The following is a 24,672-nucleotide window of genomic DNA, read 5'->3' as shown; positions in this document are numbered from 1 at the left end:
TTATGAATCACAATCAATGTCCGGCCAGTCCGGCCTAACAATCACTCTCGGAGGCTGTTCATCCAGGATGACCAGGGCGTGGACCTCCAGATTCGGGCAGGTAAAAATCACGGCGTCTGGCCCGCCGGGAATGGGTTCCGGGGGCTGCGGCAGCACCAGCCGCCCCCAGCGAAAATCTTCCTGGCTGCCGATGAGATTGAAAACCAGCGACGGCTTGTTTTCTTTCCAGCCCGCAATATCCGGTTCGTTCGAGTGGTCATCCTGATAATCCAGGTATTTTGGGTACAACAGCCGCCCATAACGGACCTCTAATTCTCCCTGCTCAAGCGCAGAGACAAAAGGCTGCAGTGGCTGCATGTTGAGGCTGGAGTTCGCGAGGAGAATGCGGTCCACAATCTCAGCTTGCGTCAGAACCGGGTAGCGTTGGGAAAATCCAGACATTCCCAGGGCCGGGGTTGCCCCCACCAGCAAGAACAGCAGCGCCAGCAAACCATGCGCCCAATACCCGCGACGAGCCGGGGCGCTGGTCTGGGTTGGGGTTTCCGCCTCCAACTGCACCATTTTCGCGCCCAGCAATGCATCAAACAGGAAGGCCAGCAAAACAACCATCCCAAAGGCGAAGTAGAGGTAAAACACCCAGTCCACCGGCACAAGGTAACGCCCCCCCGATGTGGTCGCGAACGCCGTGGCAAAGTTATACGCCAGATTGATCACCAGCGGAATCAAGCCCGCCCATCGCCAGCGCTGGAAAGACCACGCGATGCCCGCGCAGACAATTACCAGATTGGCCATCAACAGCCCAACTTGAACCATCGTCAGCCGGCCGGACCATTCCACATCCCATAAGGAAGCAACCGCGCTGGAGCGGAATGTGGTTTCAAGATCATCCATCACCGGTGTTACCGGCAGAGTGAAGGCGGTGCTGATCAAGTTATGGAAAAAGTGTCGCACAATTGCGTCAATCACCGGGTGAAGAATCACAGCCGTTGGGTTTTCATTCGCGTCTCCGGTAGTGTCTTGCGCGGGCACCAGCGCGGCCAGTTTTCCATGTACATCTGCACTGTTCAGAGAGGTCGGCTCTGGTGCAGGCGTGGGCGTGGCCTGATCAAGCAGCGGATTGATGCGTTCCTCCAATACAGCCCCGCGCAGCGCGGTCATAAACGGCAGCGCCTGTCCATAGTTCTGGTAAGAGTAGACCATCCAGGGTGCCACCGTGCCAAACAACATGGCCGTAAACAAGGCCGCGTTGACCAGCCATCTCTTCTTCTGTTTCCAAAAAACAACCAGAGAAAAAACAATCACCAGTGGTAAAAACAGCCAGTTGTTATGCCGGATGAGCACGGCCAATCCCAGCACTCCGCCAACTGCCAGCGCGGAGAGACTCACCTTCTGTTTCCCAGTGAACCACTGCCACAAGAATAGAACCAGCAAAGCCAGCAGAACCGTGTTGGTAAACTCACTCATCATCAGTTTGGGCGTGGCAGTTTTCCAGATAAGCATTTGCGCCTGAATGGCGTTGATCTCTTTGAAATTGGCCAGCAGCGCGGCCAGCAAGCCGGCCGATCGGTTATGAAAACGGGTCCCAATCAAATACAAAACCGCCGGGAAAACCGCCAGCAGCGCGGTTTGAAGATCCAGAATGAGTTTGGCATCCTGATCGGCGATCAGGTGCAGCCCCAACAGCAGAGTGGAATACAGCGGCTTATCCACATAGCCGGGATTGACTCCAATCAAGGCTTTTTGAGCGGCCAGGTCATAGGTCTCGGCATCCGAGTTGGGATAGTATTGGTTGTTGGGCGGGAAAGGCCCCGGGTTGAAGTGATTGAACTGCATCGGCTCGCTGACCCAAAGAAACGCGCTTGCTGCCCAAATCAAAAGGAAGAGGGTCAGATCTACCCACGGATTCTTTGCCGCAAACTTCCATCCCTTCATCTCGCTGATATTCGCCAGCCATAAGAATCCAATCGCGGCCAGCCAGGCAAACCAGACCTGCCCGGGCAAAATGGGAACCCCGGCTTTCTCCCAAAACTGCACAATCGGCGAAATCCCCCAGCGCGTTACCGCGATCAGAATATAGACAGCCAAAAAGCCGGAAATAAACACCAGAGATAATCGAAAAAACCTGCCCGCGCCAATGGGCAGACGATCCGCGCCTGTGGCGCGAAGGCTCTGCAAACTCAAGATCAACAGAAACTGCAGCGATACCAGAAAGAGCCAGGTGAACAAAGGTTTCAAGCGTTCAAAATAAGCAAAGTAATCTCCTGCTCGATAACCCGGCATGAACACCGCCAGCCACATCAGCAGGGTGAAAAGCCCTAAAAAGGCCCACAAGGAGCGGTTGTTGTTTTGCAGAAATTGGAAAAAGGCGTTCGAAAACGACCCGCGCTTCACGGAAAGAAAAGCCAGCCAGAGGGTGATGAGAAAACCGGCAGCCAACACCAGCAAGACCAGCAAGCGCGGCAGAGATAAGCCCGCGAAGACCGCGTTGTCCGAGTCCCCTGGAATTTGAAGCAGCGCCCACCCACAAACCAGGCTTTCAATAGCAGACAAAAAGAAGAAGCCTGCCAGGCATGGAGGGGTTAGAATGGGTTGCTTTGCTTTCTGAACTGTCATGGTCGTTTTTAACCGGATTGCCAATGTATCTTCCAATTATAATTGGAAAATGAGCAGCGGATTTTCATCTTGAAGTGGGTAATTTTCACCCATGATTCATGTCGATTGTTTTTCTTCAATTATGTTAGAATGATAACCTCACACGAGACAGAGACATCAGGTAATCAAGGCTTATGAAACATTGGTATGCTATGCGCAGTCACCCGCATAAGGAAGACGCGCTTTATCAACAACTGCTCCGAAAAGAGCACGAAGCATTTTACCCCCGAATTCGCGTTCAACCGGTAAACCCACGCGCCCGCAAGATTCGCCCTTATTTCCCTGGGTATTTGTTTATCTGCGCGGACATTGAAGAAACCGGCCTTTCAGAATTAAACTTCATGCCCTACGGCAGCGGTTTGGTTTCATTTGGGGGCGAACCAGCCGTCATTCCCGATAACCTGATCGCGGCCATTCGCCAGCGTGTGAGCGAAATCGAAGCGGCGGGCGGCGAGTTGTTTGACGGCTTATCCTCCGGGGATCCCGTCCGCGTGGAGAGCGGGCCATTCAAAGGCTACGAGGCAATTTTTGACACGCGCATTCCCGGCACACAGCGCGTCAAAATCTTATTGAAAATGCTCAGCTCATACCAGGGCCTTCCTGTTGAAATGGACGCCGGTAGCATTAAACGGCTGCCCCCCAAGAAACGCAGCTGACCTTCTGCAACGTTTTACCCTTTTTCACGGGTTTATAAGGGGCTTCAGACCCGATGACCAATCTGTATAACCTTTTGCTATCTTTCATCATCTTCATGATGAACGCTTGTTGGTAAAATCCTATCAGGAGTTATTTTATGTCATCCAATGTAACCATCTTAACCGATAGCAGTGCCTACCTTCCCCAGGAACTTGTCGACCAACACCCCATCGACGTCATCCCCCTGACGCTCTTGTGGGGCGACGCCGTCTACCGCGACGGAGTCGACATCAAAGCCGACACCTTCTATGAGAAACTGGCTCATTCCGACACGCTACCATCAACCAGCCAGACATCCGTCCACGAATATGAAGAAGCCTACCGCCGCCTGCTGGATGCCGGTCAGGACGTTCTGGTTTTGCCCATCTCCGGCGGTCTTTCGGCCAGTGTTGAATCTGCCCGGCAGGCGAAGATCAACCTGAAAACCGATCGGGTAGAGGTGATGGAAACCCGTCTGGTCTCGATGGCGTTGGGATTCCAGGTGCTCACCGTGGCGCGCGCCGCTCAGGCTGGAGCCAGTCTGGCCGAATGCAAAACCATCGCGAAGAAGGCTTACGACCACATTGGAGTTTATTTTTCAGTCGACACGCTGGAATTCTTGCATCGCGGTGGGCGCATTAACACCGCCAAACGCCTGATGGGCACCGCTCTCAATCTTAAACCCATTCTGGAAATTCGAGACGGAAAAATTGAAGCGGTGGGCAGCGTAATTTCGCAGCGCAAAGCCATGGACCGTCTGGTGCAGCTGGTTGAATCCAGAATCGGCGGCCGGAAGCCGGTCCGCCTATCGGTTTTTCACGCTGGCATCCCCGAAATCGCCAGCAATTTCAAAAAACGCGTGGACAAACACTTCAATCCTGTTGAGAGCATTCTTACCTTCGTCAGCCCGGTCGTGGGCGCGCACGTTGGCCCCGGCACTATCAGCCTGGCCTTTATGGCCGGTGACATCGAATAATTTCCGGTTTTCTGTAATTTTTTTCCCGCCCAGCCTGAACCTCATCTGTCCGGCTGGGCGGGATTGTTAATTAGATCCCTGTCATTAGGCGGATTATCCGCGCTCCTCGACCACCGAAGCCCCTTCAGCGGGCTGGGTGACATAGATTTGTGGGCTGTTTCCAGTGGCGTGCCGGTACGCCGGGGAGATGTAATTGACAAACCGCTCAGCCTTATTGCGATCCACCAATGCCACCGCGCAACCTCCAAAGCCCGCACCCGTCATCCGCGCGCCAAAGCAGCCCCTGAAATCATTCGCAAGGTCAACCATGGTATCCAGAGCCGGGCTGGAAACTTCAAAATCATCGCGCAAACTGGCATGGCTGGCTTTCATTAAACGCCCCAGCCAGGCCGCGTCATCCGCTTGCATGGCCTGCTTGGCTTCCAGCGTGCGCGCGTTTTCGGTAACAATGTGCCGCGCCCGGCGAAAGGTTACCTGGTCCAGCCCGGAGCCTTCAGCCAGCAGGCGCTCAACGCTGACGTCTCTCAAAGCCTTTACGTCAAAGTAACGCGCCGCGGCCTCACATTGCGCGCGCCGCTCGTTGTAGGCCGAATCGACCAGTCCGCGCCGAGTGCTGGTATCCAGCACAACCACAACAGCGTTGGAAGGAATTGGGGCCACTTCAAATTCCAAAGTTCGGCAGTCGATTAATAACGCGCTGCCAGCCTTGCCCGCGGCGGAAATCATCTGATCCATAATGCCGCAGTTCATACCCACCCATTCGTTTTCAGCTTTCTGGCTGAGTTGAGCCATGCGCGCGGCATCCCAGGAAAATCCTGAAACCACAGCGAAAGCGCGCGCGGTTGCCACTTCCAGCGCGGCGGAAGATGAAAGCCCCGCGCCGATGGGCACATTCCCCTGCATGCAGCCTTCAAAACCAGTCAAGTCATACCCCGCCTGCGTCAAAGCCCAGGCAACCCCTTTCATATACTCCGCTGGCTTAACCGGCTTTTCGGCTTCGAGTTGAAGCAGATCAAATGCAATGGTTTCATTAAAATCCAACGATTGAATAACCACCTTGCGATCCACGCGCGGCCGCAGGGCGATCCACACACCACTGTCAATTGCCATCGGAAACACAAATCCATCGTTATAATCTGTGTGCTCACCGACTAAATTCACACGGCCAGGGGCCCGCACAACAAAAGCTGGTTTCTCAACATATATCCGTTCAAATGCCGTTTTTACCGATTCAAAGGGAGATTGATTTTGCATCGCGGTTATTCATATCCTTAGTATTGGGGTGTAGCATTCACCTGTTTGTAGTGCACTTCCGATACCCTGCGCAGCCATTCTGCCGCCTGTTCGGCGGTCAGGTCTCGCTGCGGCTCAGCCATCATCTCATAACCGACCATGAATTTCTTCACGGCCGCGGACCTCAATAACGGTGGGTAAAAATGGGCGTGCAGCTGCCAGTGAGTGAAATCACCCGGCAGGAACGGCGCGCCGTGCCAGCCCATTGAATATGGAAACGATGTCTGGAATAAATTGTCGTAACGCGTCAGCAGGCGTTTGAGAATATCCGCCAGATCTTCTTTTTCCGTGGGGGTCAGGTCGGTAAAGCGGAGAACATGCCGGCGGGGAAGCAGCAGCAGTTCAAAAGGCCAAACAGCCCAAAAAGGCACCAAACCAACCCACGAGCGGTTGCTGGCAACCAGCCGCTCGCCGCTTTCTTCCTCCATGCGCAGGTAATCCATCAGCATCACAGACTGGCGGCGGCGGAAGTAATCCACCTGGTTCTGGTCTTCTTTGGCCACTTCCGTAGGCAGCGTATCTTGCGCCCAGACTTGCCCGTGCGGGTGAGGGTTGGAGCAGCCCATGATCGCTCCCTTGTTTTCAAAAACCTGCACCCAGGCGTACTCTTTCCCTAAATCGGTGTACTGCTCCGCCCAGGTTTGGATCACATTTCCGATCTCTTGCAATCCCATCTCTGGCAGGGTCAGATCGTGGCGCGGAGAAAAACAAATCACCCGGCAGGTGCCCTTAACTGGTTGGGTAACCATTAATTCCGAGTCCGAGTCAGCCAAGGAAACCGGTCCAGGCAGCAGCGCCGAAAAATCATTGGTGAAAACGTGCGTAGATGTGTACTCCGGCATGCTTTCGCCATTCGCCCGCGCGTTTCCCGGGCATAAATAACAAGCAGGGTCGTGTTCGGGTAATTGGACTCGCGCCGGCGATTCTACCTGCCCCAACCACGGCCGCTTCATGCGATGCGGAGATACCAGAACATAATTCCCCGTCAGGGGATTAAAGCGTCGGTGAGGGTGTTCGCTGGGATTGAATGGTTCGGGTATGGAGGGATTCAAAATGTTCGATAACTCCTCTCGTTCAAGATGATGCGCAATTTGTTCACGATTTTTTGCGTGCTGTCAGGTTGGCACTGGGTGATGAGGCGATCTTCTTCAGCAGCGCGCGGCGCTCTTCTATGGAAAAGCGCTGCTTTTGGCTGGATTCACGAATAACCAGCTCTGCTGGAAAAGCGAGCTGCCTCGATGCCTGAGAAGGACTGGCAATTTGGCTTAACACCTGGTTGGCCGCGAAACATCCAAGTTCGTATTGATTGATGGAAACGGTGGTCAGCATGGGAGAGACCAGCGCGGCCGGTAAAATATCATCGAATCCCACAATCGCCAGATCATCAGGGACTACCAGCCCCCTCTCCTCAGCCACAGTCAGCAAGCCAATTGCCGTCAGATCGTTATAACAGAAAACTGCATCGGGCTTCTGATTTTCCAAAAGTTCCAGGCCAGCGAAATAGCCGCCGCCGATGGATGGCCATGCTTCGACCACCAGCTCGGGGCGATAATCAATTGCATTCTCAGCCAATACATCGCGGTAGGCCGCGAGCCGCTGGCGGGCAGGCAGTCGCTGCCGCGTTCCGGCGATGTGCGCGACGGTGCGATAGCCTTTTTCAATCAGGTGGGCAACCGCCTGGCGGGCGCCTTGATAGTTTTCAACCTGGATCAGGCTTAAGTTGGCTGGTCCGCTTTCAGCAACACCGTCGATCGAAACGGTGGGAACCGCGTTGGTCAACACCTTTTCGATCTCCTCTGCCTCTAACTGCGAACCCCACAACAATAATCCATCAACACCCTGTTCCACCAACAGGTTGATGTAATATTTTTCTTTTTCAACATCTTCATCAATGTTACACAAATACGCGCTGTAACCCTGCGCCGATAAGGTGTCCTCACAACCCCGAAAGGCCGAGCTGAAGAAAGGATTGGAAATATCAGGAACAATCACCCCAATGGTGTCGGATTTGCCGGTGGCCAGGCTGCGCGCGATGTGGGAAGGACGGTATCCCAGCGTTTCCATAGCCGACTTCACCCTGGCGCGCACCTGATCGCTGACATAGGGCCATTCATTTTTTACATTGGAGGCTGTTTTTAATGAGACCCCGGCCAGATCAGCCACATCTTGAAGTGTAACTTTATTGGTTTTAGAAGGCATTTGGGCACTCTCTTTACAGCGCTGTATACAGCGCTGTAAATAATTATATCACGTACGCTGGCAGGATAAAAGAGGGATTTTTCTTCTCTTTATTTAGAGGAGAAATGGATTGGATTTTTTGAATCCCAAATCGTTACGCGGCCCCGGCCCTGCTCTTTCGCGGCGTACAATGCCCGGTCTGCGTTTTCAAACAGATCATTGAGGTTGTTTGTGTCGGAACTGCGTTCTGCCACCCCCATACTGACAGAGACAAATACCTTTTCGCCGCCCACATCCACCCGCAGCTCATTAATGATGGTGCGCAGGCGTTCCGCAATGGGAAACGCGTCCTGGGCGGTCGTCTCTGGCAGCAGAAGCACAAACTCTTCTCCGCCAAATCGCGCGAAGATGTCTGACTCGCGCAGGTGTTTTTGCGATTCCTTGCCGATTTCGCGCAGCACCATATCTCCAGCCAGATGTCCGTACAGATCATTAAACTGCTTGAAATGATCGATATCGATCAGCACCAGGGCCAGAGAGTGATGATGCCGCACCGAGCGCCGAAACTCTCTCCCACCGATCTCAAAAAAGTATCTGCGGTTGAAAATACCGGTCAGGGGATCAGTGATTGCCAGCAGCTGCACTTGCTGGAAAAGGCGCGCGTTCTCAATTGCGACAGCCGCTTCATTGGCAAATGCCTGCACCAGATTGGCCGACTCCAGCGAATAGGCCCCAGGGGTTTTATTATCAATCGAAAGATAGCCAATAATCTGCCCTCGCAGGAACATGGGCAGCCCCATCCAGCCGCGGATATAATCCGTATCCCCAAATTTCAAGAAACGGTTATCTTGCTGTGCGTCTTCAAGGATCAGCGCTGAATGGGTACTGGAGATTTCCTGGAACAGTTTATCTTCGATGGGCAAGGTCTGGCCGATGATCGCATTATCATTCGGCAGGTAGCGTCCGGCCATAATTTTCAATCCCTCATGCGTTGCCAAGAAGACCGAAGCGCTGTCATACGGCACAACCTTCTCAAGCTGAATCAGGATTTCCTTCAGAACCTGTTCCAAATCCAATTCAGAGGCCACCAATGAGGAGGCCTTGCGCAAGGTCTCCGCTTCTTCCACCCGCCGGGACGCGGATTCGAGGTATCGGGCGTTTTGCAGCGCCAGCCCCGCGTAACTGGAAAAGATGGACAGCAGCTCAAGGTATTCTGGCTGGTAATAATTCGGTTCAGCTTTATCCAGGGTGAGAAACGCCACTACCTCACCCTGAACGAGGATGGGGGCGCCCGCGAAGGAACGAATGTACTCAACGCCTTCCACAAACAGCCAATCGTACTCTTGCGTATCGGGAATAATCAACGGTTTTTTCGATTCAAACATCTCACGCAGATTGCGCGTGGACGTGATATCAAATTCCAGTTCGGTCTTCATGGAAACAGGACAGAATTTCTTTCCCGGGCGGCCTGCAGAACGTGAGATTCTCACCTTATCGCCGTAGCGCAGCATGATGCTGGCCGAGTCATATTCAATGACGCGCCGCATTTGCTCCAGCAGCATATCCAGTAAAGGCTCCAATTCATGTGTCGCCAGAATGGATGCCCCCACTTCGCTTAACGTTTGAAATACTTCGCGCAAGTGCCGCTCTTGCTGGAGCAAGTTTTTTACCAGCCGCTCGCTTTCCTGCCGTTCAATCACCGCGCCCAGCAAATTGGCAGCAATCCGCAGAATATGCACCTCAGAGGCATTCCAGGTTCGTTCGTTCTCACATTCATCCAGCCCAATCCCTCCCCACCATTGACCATTAACAAAAATGGGAACAATGAGGACTGAGGAAATGCTATGTTTAGCAAAACGCTTGCGCGGCAATTCCGCCAGATCGCGTGTCTGAGTATTGACCAGATGATTCTGGCTGAGCAGAGTCGCCCAATGGGAAAGCTCATTTTCTTGGAATGAGTAATTCTGCAACAGCGGCTCATCGATCCGCGCAGAACCTGCCGGCGCTGTCCACTCATACTTCCAGCGCGCCAAAAGTCCGCGGTTTGGGTCCAGGTAGTTTTCAAAAACATAAACCCGCCCTGCGTGGGTCACCTGACCTACGGTGGATAGAACTTCTTCAATGCCGGTATGCCAATCCCCCGATTTCAGCAACCACTGCACCAAATTTTCGATCATGCCCAAGATCGTTTCATGCTGGGCGATTTGTTTCAGAGTAGTAACCTTGCTCTCCTGAAAGAAGAGAGGGCCTTTTCGCGCCATCCGTAAATACTGAACCGCCCAAAGCAGACACACCGAAAAGACGACCAGGCCGATTCTTCCCACCGCCTGCATGGAAATCGGAACCACCCATACAAAGGTAATTGCCAGGCTGGCGAAGAACAACCCGATACCCGCGGCCACAACCTTCAACGGCTGCCAGGCAATCAACAGAACGACCGGCAGTGCCAGCAATAGTATTGCGCTTTCCATATAAAACGGAATTTGAGAAAAGAGGAATACCCAGGCGGCACAATAGACTGCGTAAAGCAACATTGATATCGCCGGAATTTTCGCTTGTGGGCGTAGTGTCATTAAGAATGCCTGGGCAAGGAAAAGGATTGTCTGGCCAAAAAACGAGACTTCTGAAAAATACTCATAACCGATCTTACTTGGTCAAAAGTATTATATCCTCAAATTGATTATCGGCTGTTTTTTTCTAAAGTTTAATTCTGACAAGCTGATCATGATTTATGTCACGCGTTAATCATTACGATTTTGTTATTGTGAAATAAAGAATTAGGTGGTAAATTTTAAGGTAGAACATAAGAAATTAATAAGGATTTGTTGGATGGATATCAATTCCGAGGTCATGAGTGAAAGCGAAGAGATGTACCTGGTGACCATTGCGCGGCTCATCGAGGATGGGACCTCTTCGCCTATCCCGCTTTCCACTCTGGCGCGGGAAATGGAAATCCTGCCAGTTTCGGCAAATCAGATGATCCGCAAAATGGCCGATGAAGGCCTGGTTGAATATATTCCCTACAAAGGGGTTGAGCTGACTCATTCTGGGAAAACAACCGTTCGCAGAATCCTCCGGCACCGCCGCTTGTGGGAGATTTTCCTGGTGGAAAAACTTGGGCTGCCCTTCTCAGAAGCTGAAGCACTGGCCTGCCGCATGGAACATATCACGCCCGATCACATTTCATCCCAGCTTTCCGAATTTCTCGGCCACCCACGTTTTGATTCTTTTGGCAACCCCGTCCCAGAAGTGAATGAAATCAATCTGGGTGAAAACTGGGTCACCCTCTCTGCGATTGATCCCGGAGAAACGATTTCCATCATTCAAATCCGCACGGAACCGGCTATGCGCTCTTTTCTTGTCAGTGAAGGCGTGGGGCCTGGATCAAAATTGCAGGTGGCGGCGGTGGGACCCCAAAATATCGTGGTTAAAGACACCAATGAGAAAGTGGTCAAACTTGAACGATCCATTGCCGATTCTATCCTGGTCAAAGTCAGCGAGACAAAATAACCCGCTCGACAGATCAATTGCTTTATGGGAGATTGCATGATGCCACTCAGCATGGTAAATCAAAATCAAGAAGTGAAATTAGTAGCGATCCAGGGTGGGCTTAAAATGAAACAGCGTCTGGCCGATTTAGGGCTGAATATCGGTATGAGCATTCGGGTTTTGAAGAAAGCCAGCGGCGGACCAATGATCATTGCGGTCAAGGAATCACGCCTGGCCCTGGGCTGGGGAATGGCCAACCGCATCCTGGTCGAGCCGCTTTCGGCATAATCGTTACAGGTATTTTTTTAGTTTTGGAGCTTGCATGGCAAACAAGGTTCGTGTTGCTCTGATGGGCAACCCTAATTGTGGAAAGTCATCCATATTTAATTCACTCACCGGATCGCGACAGCATGTGGGTAATTGGCCCGGAAAAACGGTGGAAGTTTCCCGGGCGGATTGCATTTATGGCAACGGTGAGGTGGAATTGATCGACCTGCCAGGCACCTACAGCCTGGCCGCCTATTCTCTGGAAGAAGTTATCGCCAGAGATTTTTTGCTGGATGAAAAGCCAGACGTGGTTATTTGCGTGGTCGACGCGGCCAACCTGGAACGCAATTTATATCTCACCGTTCAGGTTCTGGAGCTGGGCTTCCCCATTGTTTTGGCATTAAACATGGTGGATGTTACCGAAGCTGCCGGGATCCGCATCGACGAGGAGAAAATCGGTCAAGCCTTACAATGTCCGGTTATTCGCACCATCGCCCGGGATGGGAAGGGCGTTAAAGAATTGATCGAAGCAGCCGTTTGCGCGGCGAGGAGCAAAGCACAATGAGAAGCGAACACTCTCTTGCTTATACCCGGCGCACCGGCTTTTCCATCGATTATGGACGCGAAGTTGAAGAAGAAATTGTACGCTTACAGCAAATCATCGAAGACTACCCCACTGTGAGCGAGCGCTATCCTACCCGCTGGCTGGCGATTAAACTGCTGGAGCAGGATGAAGACGTTTACAAGAAACTGCAAAAGCTGGAAGGCGGAATGGAGATTTTTAATGAGGCGCAAAAGTCTCACGGCCATTTGCACATTGTCTTCGGTGACGACGCCGACACCATTATGGCTGACCGGCGTTACGGGTGGATCAATGGACTGGTGCGAGAATCGGTGAAGTACACCCGCCCAGACAAAATCACTTTTTCCGACCGTGTCGATCAATTTGTCACCAACCAGTACATTGGAGTGCCGCTCTTCCTGCTGATGATGTGGGTAGTGTTCATGTTCACCACAAATGTATCCACCCCTTATATTGATTGGATTGACGGCGCTATTAATGGCCCACTGACGCGCTGGATGGTGGCTCTGCTGGGAGCGGCCGGCGCTGGCGGCACCTGGGTGGAATCTTTGCTGGTGGATGGCATTATCGCCGGTGTGGGTGGAATTCTCACCTTTGTGCCGGTTCTCATCGCACTTTATCTGGCGCTGGCCGTTCTGGAAGACTCCGGCTATATGGCGCGCGGGGCTTTTGTGATGGACAACTTGATGCACGTCTTTGGCCTGCACGGGAAAAGTTTTGTGCCTCTGGTGATTGGGTTCGGCTGCACCGTGCCCGCCATGTATGCCACCCGCACCCTCGAAAGCCGCAAAGACCGCATACTGACCGGACTGCTTGTCCCCTTTATGAGCTGCGGCGCGCGTCTGCCCGTGTATGTTTTATTCGCGACCATCTTCTTCCCAGAAAATCCGGGGGTCGTTGTCTTCTGGCTGTATCTCATCGGTGTATTGCTGGCGATCCTGGCGGGTATCTTGCTGCGGAAATTCATTTTCCAGGGCAAAGAGCCCTCTCCATTCGTGATGGAACTTCCCTCTTACCGTATGCCAACCCTCAAAGCCATCTGGATTCACACCTGGGAGCGCACTTCTTCTTTCCTTAAAAAGGCGTCCACCGTCATCATGGTTGCCAGTGTGGTCATCTGGCTCTTGCTATCCATCCCGGTGAGTGGAAGTGAAAACTTTGCCAGGGTTACGCCCGAAAATAGCGCGTTTGGAAAAATGAGCAGTTTGATCGCTCCGATCTTAAAGCCCTTGGGGTTTGGAGAATGGCAAATCAGCGGCGCTCTGGTTTCTGGCCTGACGGGTAAAGAAGTGATTATCACCACGCTGGCGCAGGCATACGGCGAAAGTCAGACAGCAGCAGGGGAGGAAGAAACCGCCCAATTGTACATCGGCAGAGATATTGGCGGCATCCTTGTCTCTTTCGTGGAAGCCACCGGCGATACGCTGCGCGCCATTCCTGGCATCTTTGGCATCCAGATTGGGCAAGGAGAGGCAACGCAAGAGTCGACCAGTTTAATGAATACGATTGAAAACAGTTTTGATCGATCCAGCAACGGGCACGGTAAACTGGCTGCGTTCTCCTTCTTAATCTTTGTACTGCTCTACACACCCTGCGTGGTAGCCCTGGCAGCCGAAAAACAGGAACTGGGCAGCAAATGGATGTGGTTCACCACCCTTGGGCAGGCCGGCCTGGCCTGGCTTGCCAGTTTCCTGGTATTTCAGGGCGGAATATTATTGGGATTGGGGTAAAGAAAAACTATGCTCAGTCAAATTCTTAAAGAAATTCAAGATCATAACGGTTCCATCAGCCTGGCGCAATTGAGCCGGAGCATGGAAATTTCGCCTTCTGCCCTGGAAGGAATGTTGGAAACGTTGGTGAGCATGGGAAAGCTGCAAAATGACGCCGCATCTTGTCATCCCGGAGAGAATCCGGGCGGCTGCGCTTTTTGCTCATCAAAAGGCGCGTGTCCGCTTGTGATGGCGATGCCAAAAAGCTATTCGCTGGTTGAAAAAACGAGAAATTGAGATTTCAAAGGGATTATCAAAGAAGCCGCCGGAGGTTCCAGCGGCTTCTTTTCTTTGATGGCATTATTTGCCTTTGCCTGCCCACATGGGCCGCCCCGAATTGTTTCGCAGCCAAAGCTTCTCTCCGCTGCTCAAATTGGAAAGGATTGCGGTCTCAAAATCGTCATCTTCATAGAATCCGGTTAGCTCCAGCGTATCACCCGCATTCGCCCCAAAACCCTGCAACTGCGCGTATTCCCAGGCGCGGTCTTCCAGGACAATTGAACTGCCGTCAGGCATCTTCACTTGAATGGCCAATTCGTTGACCGAAGTAACAAGGCCTTCCAGTGTTACCCAATCTGAACTGGATGATCCTTCCCTGCTTTCGCTCAAGTTGAGTCGGACGCCATTTCCCTGTGAAGGTTCATCCGCCACGGCCATGCCCGGAATAAAATGGAACAGGGTAATTCCCCGCGTTTTTGCCAGTGTGCGGTTAATCCCGCCCAAAACCAGAAAACCGCTCACCAACACCAACAATCCAATCAAGATACCTTTTTTAATCATGGTTCCTCCACCTCACTTATGCAACTGCTTCACGGCTGTTTTTCTCAGAACAGGTCTGGGCCTCGGCCTGGCGCATTGACCCACTCCTGAAAAAAATCTTCCGGCTCACATTGACTACCCAGCGCCAGTGAATAGCCAGGTGCACAATGGTGGTGATCACCATCACAATTCCCGCCCAGGTGTGGATCATATCCCAGGCCGTTTGACTCAACAGAATCCCGGAAGCAATCTCAGGAACAGGGATGCCGGTAATTGCCAGCAGAGCCACCCCCGAAACCGCCGTCAGCATGAAACTAAACGCCAACACAAAATCCAGCCACATGTTAAACTGGCCGTAAGCGGTTAAGCCGCACGCTTTTCCCCGGATTAAGATCAGCATTTTTTGGGTCATCTTCGCCACCCAATCCCAATGAAGAATCAAGTGGATGGCGGCAATTACCACCATCAGCAAACCAAACCAGGTATGCAAAAGGTCCCAGGTGGTGCGGTCAAAAAGAACAATGGTTGAATACAACGGATTGCGCCCGCCCCGGTATCCCAGCGGAAAGAACAGGAAGTACACTCCGCTTACCGTGGCAACGATTGCGCTGATGCCCAAAAGCGCGTCAACCGTCCAAAATTTACGCGTTTTTTCAGATACCTGCAAACTTTTCATACAAGCTCCTCTCAACATTCAATTTCAAGTTGATCTTAATTTGTAGATATGAAGAGGGCGTGAAGAATTTCTCATTCTTTGATGAAGAAAGCCTCGGCGAGATATAAAAGCCGTTATAATCGATTCATGACAACGATTTTGATGATTGAAGATGAACCCGCCCTGGTGCGGATTTTACGCTCCTATCTGGAGCAGGCCGCCTTCCAGGTAGAAACTGCCGGGCGCGGCGACACCGGCCTGGACATGTGGCGCGCCATCCAACCCGATCTGGTTCTGCTCGATTTGAACCTGCCTGGCATGGATGGACTTGACGTGGCCAGAGAAATTCGCAAGCAGGCCAACACGCCGATCATCATGGTTACGGCCCGTGTGGAAGAAATTGACCGCCTGATTGGCCTGGAGTTAGGCGCAGACGATTACATCACCAAACCTTACTCCCCGCGTGAGGTAGTTGCCCGTGTCAAGGCCGTTTTGCGACGCGCCTCTTCCATACAAAAGAGAGCCAATTTCCTGCAGACCGGTGATCTTTCCATTGACCTGGATGCGCATCTGGTCTCGCGCAACGGCGAAATCATTGACCTTACCCCCACTGAATTTAACCTGCTGGTTACCCTGGCGGGTTATCCAGGCCGCGTGTTCAGCCGCCTGCAATTGCTGGAAGCCACACAGGGAACTGCGTATGAGGGATATGAGCGCACGGTTGACGCGCATATTAAAAACTTGCGCGCCAAGTTAGAAATCAACCCCAAAGAACCTCAATACGTTGAGACCGTGTTTGGCGTGGGATATCGTTTTTCACGGAGCGGTTAGCATGTCCATGCGTTGGCGACTCTTCCTGGCATTCTGCATCATTATCCTCATCACGGCAGCCACAATCGCGCTCTTCGTGCGCCATAACCTGGAGCAGGAAGTAAAATCGTATGTGCTGCGCGGAGGAAGAATCGCGCCCAGTGAGTTGATTACACAGCTAGAGGATTATTATGCAACCAATCGTTCCTGGAGCGGCGCTGAAGAGATTTTAGGCCATCAAATCTTGATGTCTGGCATGATGGAAAGAGGCCGCAGGGGCATGGGGCAGGGAAACCGTCCTTCCGACGCGCTGCGCATCGCCGATGAAAATGGCGTAATCGTTGTTGACACATTGAATCAAAATTCCCAAGTCTCTCTCAATCCCGCCGATCTATCAAAGGACGCTTATACCTTGCAACTGGAGGGGAAAGTGATTGGGTATTTGTTGCCGCAGGCAGGAATGGCGTTTCCGAGTGAATTGGGAGAAACCGCTCTGATCGAAAGCCTCAACCGTGGATTGCTGACTGCCGCGCTGATTTCCGGTGTGGTCGCGCTGGTCTTATCGGTCGGGCTGGCCTACGCCGTCAGCCGCCCGGTGCAACAGTTAACCAAAGCCGTGTCGTTCCTCTCCAGTGGAGATTTGAACCAGCGGGTGGATGTGCGCGGCCGGGACGAACTTTCACGGCTCGGCTCCGCCTTTAACCAGATGGCTGAGTCGCTGGAACGCTCTGAAGACAACCGCCGCGCCATGACCGCTGACATCGCGCATGAGCTGCGCACCCCTCTGGCCATCCAACGCGCCCACCTGGAAGCCATTCAAGACGGCATTTACCCACTCACGCTGGAAAACCTGGCCCCGGTGATGGAACAAAACCACACGCTGGCCCATCTGGTGGAAGACCTGCGCACCCTGGCCCTGGCCGATGCCGGCGAGCTGCGCATGCAAATCCGCCCAACAGACCTGAAAGACCTGATTCAGCGTCTGGCAGCCCGCTTCCAGAGCCGCGCCGAATCACTCAACATTACCATCCAAACCCGTCTGCCTCAGGAAGAAGCGATATTTCAGGTTGACCCAGACCGCATCAACCAGATTCTCAATAATCTGGTCTCGAATGCCCTGCGCTACACCCCCGAAAATGGAGCCATTCGCATTGAGCTTGGCACTCAGGGGCAGTCCGCGGCGGTGATCACCATCGCAGACAGCGGGGCGGGCATTCCTGAGGAAAGCCTTCCTTATATTTTCGAGCGGTTTTATCGCGCCGATAAATCGCGCAGCCGCCAGGAAGGCGGAACCGGCCTGGGCCTGGCGATTGCCCGCCAATTAGCCCAGATGCACGGCGGCAGCCTGACCGCCGCCAATGCACCCGCTGGCGGGGCCGTGTTTACGCTGACCCTGCCCGCACACGCTTAATCCCTATAAAATTCATGAAACCACCGGATCATTCTCTTTCTGATCCGGCGGTTTTTCTTCAGTTCATCTTCGGCAGCTTTTTACTCCACCGATACGGTTACATATTGTTCATACTGGTTGCCGTCCAGGTCCTCCACCAGCAGCCCAACCACATAGTCCCCGACGGGCGCTTCGATAAAGTCCCAGGTAATGGGCTCTTCCCCAAAGGTCAGCGAGTCGGACTCGGCGTACCAGTAGGTTACTTCTCCGTCTTCACCCGATTCAATCCACTGCTCAAACACAGTGAAGGTGTCGCCCTCATCCGGGATCACTTCGGCCATCGCGCCGCGATCCTCCATTCCGCTGAAGACCATCACCTGATACAAAAAGCCTTCACCGCTGAAATACAGGCGGGCATAGCGCGTGTCGCCGCCATTGAAAGTGTAATACCCATCCACCGTGTACGAAGTCTCTTCCAGGGAAGCGCCGTAGGCATCGGGCTCAAGCAGAGCGGGGATATACGTCTCTCCATCGGTGATGGCAAATTGAACCGGCTCCCAATCAAACTCAATTTCTATTTCGCCTTCATCACCCCAATCAGGGTAGATCACACCGTCTTCTTCCTTGGTCGTGTCTGAATCCAGGTAATCAATATCCAGAATGTAGACATTGCCCGTTTCATCACCCAGAATGCCGGTGAACACATATAGATAGCCCACCCGCTCGCCCATCACTGTCGTGCTGATCGTGACCGGCTCGCCAACGCTGGCCGTATCGCCGGAGACTTCCATTTCCGTCATTTCCACGACTTCAGCGCCCGGCGCGGTGACTTGCTTTTCCGGTGCAGCGCTCTCGCTGAGCGGCTCGCCGGTGTAGTGGTAAACCAAAAATTCATCCCACAGAGATGCGTTGGTAAAATCCCCGGCGACATGCACATAGGTCTGATAGTCTGAGCCTTCCATCTCAAACAATCCGGAATTGGGGAAGTAAATCGAAATTCCTGTCGCGCCTTTCTTTTCATCCCCATGTTTTTCGGCCAGCACGGCATCATCAATTGCCGCCCGAATGGCATCTGCCGCGGCCGCCACGCGCTCGGAAGTGCTTTCCTTCTTTAATAACTTCACAAAGTGGCCCAGGTCAATATAAGGAGATGGCTCATCATCCCCGAAGACCGATTCAAATGACTGGGCGTGCGAGCGCGCCCGCGCCACTACTTTTTGGTTAATGCCGTCACTCAAAATGCGCGCCATCTCATCGACAGACGCGTTCAAATCTGCCACACGCGCCAGGTCTACCGCCGTCAGGGTGACGGACTTTTTCTCTTCGCGCGCCAGCGCAGCAGGCGATATATCTTCATCGGTATCGTAGGCGCGCTCCAGGTAAATGGCGCGCATGTCCGGGTCAATGATCATCGAGTCGCTGTCAATGTAGGTGTCCACAATCAATTCGGCCAGCCCGCTGCCGCCCATTGCCGGGTTCTCATTCAGACCTTCCAACACGGCCGTATACGCCCAGCCCATGGCCGGCTCCGTCTCTTGAGAAGCCACGGCATACTCCGCGTAAGGGGCCAGCGCGCTGAACACCTCCAGGCTGCCCATTAAACAGGCATCCATGCCGATCAGGTCAAATTTTTCTAAACCCGTTTGCGCCTGAACCTCCGCAAGCACGGCGGTGATCTCGTTCAGGTAGAGCATGTCGTCAAACCCATCGACCAGCATGGCGTCAGGATCGTTCGCCGGCTCCGGGTCACTCCACCCGCCCGGCCAGCCCGTGCCGTGGTCGGAAAGGATCAGAGCGTAATGGTCCGCCGGGTACTCACTCATCGCCCACAACACAAAATCTTTGAGCACCTCACCATCTGCCATGTTCACTTCGCCCAGATTCTCCACTTCTTCCGACTGGATCGAACTCAGGTCTTCATCGGCGGTCAGGTAATACCGGCGCGTTTCGCTCCAGTCTCCATCGCCATCGAAGCCATCCTCATACCGGTCGATCTGGGCTACAATCTGCACCATGTCACTCGACCCCACCCGTTCCGCCTCATTCAGGTCAGTAAAGATATCTTCTTCCAGGGTTTCATCATCAGCGTCCTGATACAGCATGACCAGCCAGGAACCGTCACCGGCGGGTTCCAGAGCAGCACCAACCCGCTGATCTGCTTCCGCCTGCTCGTCTTGACTGTAGTCTTCTTCATCCTGAACTTCCCCGGCGGCTGGTTCGTATTCCCACTCTTCATAGTCCAGATTCTCATCACAGGCTGTCAATCCCCCTATCATGGCTACCAATAACGTCAGGCTGAGGATCCAGCGATACAAAGGCTTCATTGCTTCCTCCTATAAAATGACATGGGCGGTTCACAATCTGTTGATCGCTGAAACTAGTCCATGTTTGTATTCCAATTGGTCTATTATATTCGGCATTAAGGAATAAAGCCGCTATTTTTCCAACGCGAAAATACCAGCATAGATGCGCATCCCTGTATCTGAATTACGCGAAGAGAAAGGATGATTCTATTGACTCTGCCATTAAAAATTGCTATGGTTAAGCAAACGTTTGCGCAACCGTTTGCGCGATATGTTTTCAACCGAAGGTGCCCATCCCATGCCCACCATTCGTGAAGTTGCCCAAAAAGCTGGCGTTTCTTATACCACCGTTTCGCACGTCATCAACAACACCCGCCGCGTCTCCACCCCGGTGCGCGAGCGCGTGCTGGCAGCCATGCAAGAGTTGGGCTACCGGCCCAACGCCCTGGCGCGCTCGCTGCGGAGCGGAGAAACCAAAACGATTGGCCTGATTTTGCCAGACAGCGCCAACCCCTTCTTCGCCGAAGTAGGCCGGGCAATTGAAAATGCCGCCTTTCGCAGCCAATACAGCGTTATCCTGTGCAACACCGAAGGCGATCAGGCCAAAGAACGCGTCTACACCGAAGTGCTGCAGAACAAGCAGGTAGACGGCCTGATCTTCGTTGCCGCCGGAGACCAGCCGGACGCGCTGCAAGAGATCGCCACGCGCGGCCTTCCGGTGGTGGTCATTGACCGCGATTGCAGCCAGCTCGAGCTGGATACGGTGATCACGGATAACCTTTCGGGGGGCAGACAAGCGGGCAGCCATCTGGCGCAAATCCCCAATCTGCGGGCGGCCTGCATCACTGGGCCGTCCAACCTCACGCCCAGCGCCCAACGGCTCGTCGGGTTCCAGCAAGCGCTGCACGAAGCCGGTATCGAGCTTCGCGAAGAATGGGTCTTGCGCGGCGATTTCCATCCCCACTCAGGGTACCAGGCTGCACTCCACTGGCTCAAAGCCGCCCAACGCCCGAATGCCATCTTCTGCTGTAACGACATGATGGCCATCGGCGTTCTGCGCGCGGCGGCGGAGTTGGGCGTAATGGTTCCCCAAGAACTGGAAGTGATCGGCTTTGATGATATCGAGCTGGCATCCTATACGCACCCCCCGCTGACCACGGTTGCCCAACCCAAAGCACAAATCGGAGAGACCGCTGTGCGGTTGCTGCTGGAACGCATTGCCGATGGTTGGCTGCCGGCGCGCCGCGAAATCTTACCCACCACTTTGATCATTCGAAAAACCACTCATGAGGAGAAACCATGAAGAAGATCCTGGTTGTTGGCAGTTTGAATATGGACCTGGTTGTGCAGGCGCCGCGCCACCCCAAAGTAGGCGAAACGATTTTTGGCAGTCAATTCCACACCTTCCCCGGCGGAAAAGGGGCCAATCAGGCCGTCGCCGCCGCGCGGATCGGCGCGCCCGTTACCATGATCGGAAGGGTTGGAGCGGATGGTTTCGGCCAGCAGCTGCTGGAGATTGCCGCGCAGGAAGGCATCGACGCCCAGTGGATTGAGGCGGTCAGCGGGCAGCCAACCGGCCTCGCCCTGATCACCGTGAGTGATGACGGTCAAAACACGATTGTGGTCATATCCGGCGCGAATACCTGCCTGACCACATCTGACCTGGACGCCGCTGAATCCGCCTTTGATGAAGCCGCCGCCCTGGTGCTGCAATTGGAAGTCCCCATGCCGGTCAACCAGCGCGCCGTTGAACTCGCCCATCAGAAAAATATTCCTGTGCTCTTGAATCCGGCCCCCGCCCAGCAGATCCCGATAGAGATTCTGCGCCAGGTGGACATTCTCATTCCCAACCAGCACGAACTGCTGCTCATCAGCAATCAACCCGATATGGAATCCGCCATTCAAGCCTTGTTGGGTCTGGGCGTCAAACAACTGGTCGTTACCCTCGGTGAAGACGGCGCGCTGCTGGTTTCCGCCCGAGAGCGCCAGCATATCCCCGCCTTCAAAGTAACCCCTGTGGATACCACAGCCGCCGGCGACTCCTTTGTTGGCGCGCTGGCCGTGGCGCTCACCCAGGGCCAACCGCTGCCGCAGGCTGCCCGCTTTGCCAGTGCCGCTGCCGCCATCTCCGTTACGCGTCCGGGGGCGCAGCCATCCCTGCCCATTCGTTCCGAAGTTGAAAAATTCTTAAAGGAGCAAAACGCATGAAAAAAACCACCTTGCTGAACTCAGACCTTTCCTACCTCATTTCCACCATGGGTCACTTCGATACACTGGTGATTGGCGACGCGGGGCTGCCCATCCCTGCCAGCACCGAGCGCATTGACCTGGCTTTGGTGCGCGGGGTGCCCGGCGCCATCGAAACCCTGCGAGCCGTCCTCTCTGAACTGCAAGTGGAGTATGTGATTCTGGCAAGCGAAACCACCCAGAATAACCCGCAGTTTGAACAGGACGTTCGCGCGCTGCTCCCCGGTGTGAAGGTGGAATACGTCTCGCACGAGGAGCTCAAACGCCGGTCTGCTGACGCGCGGGCCGTGGTGCGCACCGGTGAATGCAAACCATATGCCAATGTTATCCTGGTCGCGGGGGTTGCGTTCTAAACGGAAAAGACTACGATACTGAAGTTCACTCCTTTTAAAAAGGCAAAACGAAAAGAGAGATCTTTTAGCCTGGAGTAAGTTTGCAAAAACAAGCTCCAGGAAGAAAGGCCTCTCTTCTACACGATCGTAACATAAAAAATTCGGGGAATCCAGCCTTATAGCAGGAGTTGTTTCGGCTGATCGGAGCATGCCGCACCGCTTTTCAGCAGGAGCGAACCTACTAACGCACGGCGACGGTGGCGCGGCCCAGGGTGTAAAACTTCTTGACCGTACCATTTGCGTCGTCCACTTCACGGTTGTAGTGCCGTCCGGGGTAGAAGGTCACCACGCCGTTGACGATGCCGCGCGCCAGGTTGCCGTCGCCGTCGTAGAGGTAGCTGGCTTGCCCGGTCTCCGGGGTGGTGGTGGTGGTCAGCGTCGGGGTGGCCTGCGGAGCAATTTCTAGAAAGCTCTTGATCATCATCTGGCACGTACTACAACGGGAAGTGGTCGACAAGCACAACGACCCGCGCGACGTGGCCTGCAGCCTGTTCAAGCTGGTCTATGCTGTTAAGGTGCGAAACCTGCCGGGCAAGCAGAGCGTTTTGCAGTTTACGAGGAACTAATTGGACCGCTTTGGGATCGGGGCCGATCTCGAAAAGCTCCCCTTGGGCACGAAGACTTTTAGGCTGCCGCCCAGCAGGTTGAAACCGAAGTAAGGTAAGGTACGGGAAAACCGAAGATCTTTTCCAACGTAGGAACGTTTGCCTCCTGGCGTTAGGTTTATATTGCCTCTTTTAACAGTCCATAACCAGTTCTACTTTACAAATTCCGTTTTAAAAATAAAACCTGTTTCAATATTAATATAATCTGCAAATCCAGAATAAGAGGAGGCTATCAATTGGGAATTTTCAATCATAATTTGCGTGTATGACTCTGGCTCTTGTCCCCGTTCCAGTCCAACAAATACATCTCTCGGGGGATCTCCTACTTCCCAAACGATATTTCCATATGGATCAAGTCTTACTAGGTTTTTCTGGTTTTCCAAGCCCGATTTTAACCATTCCAACAGAACTATATAATCATTCAGACCCTCTATGGGTAATACCGCTGTTACATCATACCCTTTAGGTTTTCCTTCCCACAAAACTTTTCCGGTCACTTGCGAACTGATCCGTAATTCACCATTTACTATTTCGTATGTATTTGTCGGGGTCATGTCAAAGTCACTCCAATTCTCACTGAGCATCATAACTAGTCGGTACGAACGGCATAAATCCAAGTGGTAATGGCCTACCGGCGGAAAAGGTTGTGAAGGGTGATCTAGGCAATTTGACCTGCGTAAATCCACCTGGTTGACCAAACATTGATGCCACTTTACTTACTTCTGCATCAACTGGGCCAGAAAATGAAATACGAGTTATCGAAGTTGTTGTATTTGTTGGGGGCAATGCCCCATTTCTGATTGCTGTTATCTGGTTACCAGGATTTTTGGTAAAAGCGAATTGTCCCTGCTGTGGTGATTTCCCTCCATATACCCTGTAAAGTTCATCGCCTGGACCAAATGTTTCCATCCTTGTTGTGCCTTCCACATAATATTGGGAACTACCTGTACCACTTCGAGAAAATGCTAGGATCCCTCTCGCTGCTTGAACTCCTCCAACAATATTTGCGGCTGTACCTACAGCAAATGTGCCTACTCGAATAGATGGAAGGATTCTCTCTTCCAAAGGGGCATAAGAAAAGACTGTACTTGCGTCACTATTCATCTGGTGAACATCTTCTGCTAGGGAAACGATTGCATCCTTTATCCCTGTTGCCTCCAAATATAGAACACCAGGCCTTGTCTCTCCTGACTGATATGCGTTGTATGCATCAACGACATTTTGGACACAACTTCCATATAATCCAAATATTCCAAATGGAGACACTATGGACGATGCGGATATTGCGCAATGCCCCGATGGATCGTTATATCTAATCGGGTTATTCAAAGAGTAAGCATACCGATCCCATGCCAGCGGATCTCCCGGGTCAGGAATTAAGCTATCCGCTTGAACAAAATGGGCCAGCTCGCCGTCGAACCAACGGGAGCGGTACCAGTACAAGTGTCATTGAACGCCCTATAATGTACCAGTGACATTCAGCAAAGATGTACCAGCGATATTCACCAACACTACGCCACAGATATTCAGCAACGATGTACCAGAGATCTTCAGCAACACTACGCCACTTTCAGACATGGTCAAAATCGATTAACCTACTGGCATACGGAAACGAAGCCAGGAGGAACC

General features: G+C 53.1%; 23 protein-coding genes and 1 pseudogene. 12 read left to right on the top strand and 12 right to left on the bottom strand.

What is annotated here, in order from left to right; all coding sequences use genetic code 11:
* Positions 1-2,613 carry a hypothetical protein gene (locus ADN00_RS16130; protein WP_075064039.1) on the bottom strand — a complete coding sequence of 871 codons (2,613 nt, stop codon included), beginning with the start codon at positions 2,611-2,613 and terminating at the stop codon, positions 1-3.
* 173 nt (positions 2,614-2,786) lie between these two features.
* Here ADN00_RS16130 and nusG point away from each other — a divergent pair, with 173 nt between their 5' ends.
* Positions 2,787-3,308 (top strand): transcription termination/antitermination protein NusG, encoded by a 522-nt coding sequence (gene nusG, locus ADN00_RS16125; RefSeq protein ID WP_082390256.1) that lies wholly within the window; start codon positions 2,787-2,789, stop codon positions 3,306-3,308.
* Positions 3,309-3,445: 137 nt separating this feature from the next.
* Positions 3,446-4,303, top strand: coding sequence for a DegV family protein (locus ADN00_RS16120; protein WP_075064037.1), 858 nt, complete (start codon positions 3,446-3,448; stop codon positions 4,301-4,303).
* Between the two features lie 93 nt (positions 4,304-4,396).
* On the opposite strand, the gene galK is transcribed toward ADN00_RS16120, so the two are convergent.
* From galK to ADN00_RS16100, 4 genes are all read right to left on the bottom strand, one after another.
* A complete protein-coding gene (galK, locus tag ADN00_RS16115; protein ID WP_075064036.1) occupies positions 4,397-5,557 on the bottom strand; it encodes a galactokinase in 1,161 nt (386 codons plus the stop codon).
* A 17-nt stretch (positions 5,558-5,574) separates the two neighbouring features.
* Positions 5,575-6,648, bottom strand: coding sequence for a UDP-glucose--hexose-1-phosphate uridylyltransferase (locus ADN00_RS16110; RefSeq protein ID WP_201781214.1), 1,074 nt, complete (start codon positions 6,646-6,648; stop codon positions 5,575-5,577).
* A gap of 43 nt (positions 6,649-6,691) precedes the next feature.
* Positions 6,692-7,795 carry a LacI family DNA-binding transcriptional regulator gene (locus tag ADN00_RS16105; protein ID WP_075064035.1) on the bottom strand — a complete coding sequence of 368 codons (1,104 nt, stop codon included), beginning with the start codon at positions 7,793-7,795 and terminating at the stop codon, positions 6,692-6,694.
* A gap of 89 nt (positions 7,796-7,884) precedes the next feature.
* Positions 7,885-10,308: a sensor domain-containing diguanylate cyclase gene (locus ADN00_RS16100; protein WP_075064034.1), complete on the bottom strand. Its 2,424-nt coding sequence runs from the start codon at positions 10,306-10,308 to the stop codon at positions 7,885-7,887.
* Between the two features lie 295 nt (positions 10,309-10,603).
* Between ADN00_RS16100 and ADN00_RS16095 the strand changes: the two genes are divergently transcribed.
* The 5 genes from ADN00_RS16095 to ADN00_RS16075 are packed head-to-tail and all read left to right on the top strand — an operon-like array spanning position 10,604 to position 14,119.
* Positions 10,604-11,284, top strand: coding sequence for a metal-dependent transcriptional regulator (locus ADN00_RS16095; RefSeq protein ID WP_075064033.1), 681 nt, complete (start codon positions 10,604-10,606; stop codon positions 11,282-11,284).
* 36 nt (positions 11,285-11,320) lie between these two features.
* Entirely contained in the window at positions 11,321-11,551 is a 231-nt protein-coding gene (locus tag ADN00_RS16090) for a FeoA family protein (protein ID WP_082390251.1), read from the top strand.
* 34 nt (positions 11,552-11,585) lie between these two features.
* Positions 11,586-12,095 (top strand): FeoB small GTPase domain-containing protein, encoded by a 510-nt coding sequence (locus tag ADN00_RS16085; RefSeq protein ID WP_075064031.1) that lies wholly within the window; start codon positions 11,586-11,588, stop codon positions 12,093-12,095.
* Entirely contained in the window at positions 12,092-13,843 is a 1,752-nt protein-coding gene (feoB, locus tag ADN00_RS16080; protein WP_082390249.1) for a ferrous iron transport protein B, read from the top strand. The genes ADN00_RS16085 and feoB overlap by 4 nt, the downstream gene beginning before the upstream one ends.
* 9 nt (positions 13,844-13,852) lie before the next feature.
* A complete protein-coding gene (locus ADN00_RS16075) occupies positions 13,853-14,119 on the top strand; it encodes a FeoC-like transcriptional regulator (protein WP_075064030.1) in 267 nt (88 codons plus the stop codon).
* A 63-nt stretch (positions 14,120-14,182) separates the two neighbouring features.
* On the opposite strand, the gene ADN00_RS16070 is transcribed toward ADN00_RS16075, so the two are convergent.
* Entirely contained in the window at positions 14,183-14,662 is a 480-nt protein-coding gene (locus tag ADN00_RS16070) for a hypothetical protein (RefSeq protein WP_075064029.1), read from the bottom strand.
* A gap of 16 nt (positions 14,663-14,678) precedes the next feature.
* On the bottom strand, positions 14,679-15,317 hold the full coding sequence (locus ADN00_RS16065; RefSeq protein WP_075064028.1) for a DUF4405 domain-containing protein: 639 nt from the start codon (positions 15,315-15,317) through the stop codon (positions 14,679-14,681).
* Positions 15,318-15,443: 126 nt separating this feature from the next.
* On the opposite strand from ADN00_RS16065, the gene ADN00_RS16060 reads away from it, so the two are divergent.
* Together ADN00_RS16060 and ADN00_RS16055 are read left to right on the top strand one after the other, a co-directional pair.
* The gene (locus tag ADN00_RS16060) at positions 15,444-16,127 is read left to right on the top strand and encodes a response regulator transcription factor (protein WP_075064027.1); all 684 of its coding nucleotides are present in this window, start codon (positions 15,444-15,446) and stop codon (positions 16,125-16,127) included.
* Position 16,128: 1 nt separating this feature from the next.
* Entirely contained in the window at positions 16,129-17,517 is a 1,389-nt protein-coding gene (locus ADN00_RS16055; protein ID WP_075064026.1) for an ATP-binding protein, read from the top strand.
* Between the two features lie 80 nt (positions 17,518-17,597).
* Here ADN00_RS16055 and ADN00_RS16050 read toward each other — a convergent pair whose 3' ends face one another.
* Positions 17,598-19,820 carry a clostripain-related cysteine peptidase gene (locus tag ADN00_RS16050; RefSeq protein WP_075064025.1) on the bottom strand — a complete coding sequence of 741 codons (2,223 nt, stop codon included), beginning with the start codon at positions 19,818-19,820 and terminating at the stop codon, positions 17,598-17,600.
* 277 nt (positions 19,821-20,097) lie between these two features.
* Between ADN00_RS16050 and ADN00_RS16045 the strand changes: the two genes are divergently transcribed.
* Genes ADN00_RS16045 through rbsD form a run of 3 tightly spaced genes read left to right on the top strand, consistent with a single transcriptional unit; the run spans position 20,098 to position 22,399 of the window.
* Positions 20,098-21,102 (top strand): LacI family DNA-binding transcriptional regulator, encoded by a 1,005-nt coding sequence (locus tag ADN00_RS16045; RefSeq protein ID WP_075064175.1) that lies wholly within the window; start codon positions 20,098-20,100, stop codon positions 21,100-21,102.
* Positions 21,099-22,007, top strand: coding sequence for a ribokinase (gene rbsK, locus ADN00_RS16040; RefSeq protein ID WP_075064024.1), 909 nt, complete (start codon positions 21,099-21,101; stop codon positions 22,005-22,007). Before ADN00_RS16045 ends, rbsK begins: the two co-directional genes overlap by 4 nt.
* The gene (gene rbsD / locus ADN00_RS16035) at positions 22,004-22,399 is read left to right on the top strand and encodes a D-ribose pyranase (protein ID WP_075064023.1); all 396 of its coding nucleotides are present in this window, start codon (positions 22,004-22,006) and stop codon (positions 22,397-22,399) included. Before rbsK ends, rbsD begins: the two co-directional genes overlap by 4 nt.
* Positions 22,400-22,619: 220 nt before the next feature.
* Here rbsD and ADN00_RS16030 read toward each other — a convergent pair whose 3' ends face one another.
* The 4 genes and pseudogenes from ADN00_RS16030 to ADN00_RS20615 all read right to left on the bottom strand — a co-directional run.
* Entirely contained in the window at positions 22,620-22,862 is a 243-nt protein-coding gene (locus ADN00_RS16030) for a hypothetical protein (protein WP_075064022.1), read from the bottom strand.
* A gap of 333 nt (positions 22,863-23,195) precedes the next feature.
* Complete coding sequence (locus tag ADN00_RS16025; RefSeq protein ID WP_075064021.1) at positions 23,196-23,597, bottom strand: hypothetical protein; 402 nt, start codon at positions 23,595-23,597, stop codon at positions 23,196-23,198.
* Positions 23,598-23,616: 19 nt separating this feature from the next.
* Positions 23,617-24,147 carry a TNT domain-containing protein gene (locus tag ADN00_RS20335; RefSeq protein ID WP_236691530.1) on the bottom strand — a complete coding sequence of 177 codons (531 nt, stop codon included), beginning with the start codon at positions 24,145-24,147 and terminating at the stop codon, positions 23,617-23,619.
* A gap of 198 nt (positions 24,148-24,345) precedes the next feature.
* A pseudogene (locus ADN00_RS20615) lies at positions 24,346-24,486 on the bottom strand (RHS repeat-associated core domain-containing protein); the annotation flags it as partial.
* Positions 24,487-24,672 lie beyond the last annotated feature (186 nt).

It is taken from the genome of Ornatilinea apprima, from assembly GCF_001306115.1.
GTDB lineage: Bacteria > Chloroflexota > Anaerolineae > Anaerolineales > Anaerolineaceae > Ornatilinea > Ornatilinea apprima.
Note: the sequence above shows the minus strand (reverse complement) of the source record. Positions and strands in the feature narration are given on the sequence as shown.

Excerpts from the sequence above, each read along its gene's own strand:
- ADN00_RS20335 (WP_236691530.1), bottom strand. The coding sequence starts at position 24,147 with ATGAATAGTGACGCAAGTACAGTCTTTTCTTATGCCCCTTTGGAAGAG.
- ADN00_RS16090 (WP_082390251.1), top strand. The coding sequence starts at position 11,321 with ATGATGCCACTCAGCATGGTAAATCAAAATCAAGAAGTGAAATTAGTA.
- ADN00_RS16095 (WP_075064033.1), top strand. The coding sequence starts at position 10,604 with ATGGATATCAATTCCGAGGTCATGAGTGAAAGCGAAGAGATGTACCTG.
- ADN00_RS16055 (WP_075064026.1), top strand. The coding sequence starts at position 16,129 with ATGTCCATGCGTTGGCGACTCTTCCTGGCATTCTGCATCATTATCCTC.
- ADN00_RS16060 (WP_075064027.1), top strand. The coding sequence starts at position 15,444 with ATGACAACGATTTTGATGATTGAAGATGAACCCGCCCTGGTGCGGATT.
- ADN00_RS16075 (WP_075064030.1), top strand. The coding sequence starts at position 13,853 with ATGCTCAGTCAAATTCTTAAAGAAATTCAAGATCATAACGGTTCCATC.
- galK (WP_075064036.1), bottom strand. The coding sequence starts at position 5,557 with ATGCAAAATCAATCTCCCTTTGAATCGGTAAAAACGGCATTTGAACGG.
- ADN00_RS16025 (WP_075064021.1), bottom strand. The coding sequence starts at position 23,597 with ATGACCCCGACAAATACATACGAAATAGTAAATGGTGAATTACGGATC.
- ADN00_RS16045 (WP_075064175.1), top strand. The coding sequence starts at position 20,098 with ATGCCCACCATTCGTGAAGTTGCCCAAAAAGCTGGCGTTTCTTATACC.
- ADN00_RS16030 (WP_075064022.1), bottom strand. The coding sequence starts at position 22,862 with ATGATGATCAAGAGCTTTCTAGAAATTGCTCCGCAGGCCACCCCGACG.
- ADN00_RS16050 (WP_075064025.1), bottom strand. The coding sequence starts at position 19,820 with ATGAAGCCTTTGTATCGCTGGATCCTCAGCCTGACGTTATTGGTAGCC.
- nusG (WP_082390256.1), top strand. The coding sequence starts at position 2,787 with ATGAAACATTGGTATGCTATGCGCAGTCACCCGCATAAGGAAGACGCG.
- ADN00_RS16120 (WP_075064037.1), top strand. The coding sequence starts at position 3,446 with ATGTCATCCAATGTAACCATCTTAACCGATAGCAGTGCCTACCTTCCC.
- ADN00_RS16105 (WP_075064035.1), bottom strand. The coding sequence starts at position 7,795 with ATGCCTTCTAAAACCAATAAAGTTACACTTCAAGATGTGGCTGATCTG.
- ADN00_RS16085 (WP_075064031.1), top strand. The coding sequence starts at position 11,586 with ATGGCAAACAAGGTTCGTGTTGCTCTGATGGGCAACCCTAATTGTGGA.
- rbsD (WP_075064023.1), top strand. The coding sequence starts at position 22,004 with ATGAAAAAAACCACCTTGCTGAACTCAGACCTTTCCTACCTCATTTCC.
- rbsK (WP_075064024.1), top strand. The coding sequence starts at position 21,099 with ATGAAGAAGATCCTGGTTGTTGGCAGTTTGAATATGGACCTGGTTGTG.
- ADN00_RS16065 (WP_075064028.1), bottom strand. The coding sequence starts at position 15,317 with ATGAAAAGTTTGCAGGTATCTGAAAAAACGCGTAAATTTTGGACGGTT.
- ADN00_RS16100 (WP_075064034.1), bottom strand. The coding sequence starts at position 10,308 with ATGTTGCTTTACGCAGTCTATTGTGCCGCCTGGGTATTCCTCTTTTCT.
- ADN00_RS16070 (WP_075064029.1), bottom strand. The coding sequence starts at position 14,662 with ATGATTAAAAAAGGTATCTTGATTGGATTGTTGGTGTTGGTGAGCGGT.
- ADN00_RS16130 (WP_075064039.1), bottom strand. The coding sequence starts at position 2,613 with ATGACAGTTCAGAAAGCAAAGCAACCCATTCTAACCCCTCCATGCCTG.
- feoB (WP_082390249.1), top strand. The coding sequence starts at position 12,092 with ATGAGAAGCGAACACTCTCTTGCTTATACCCGGCGCACCGGCTTTTCC.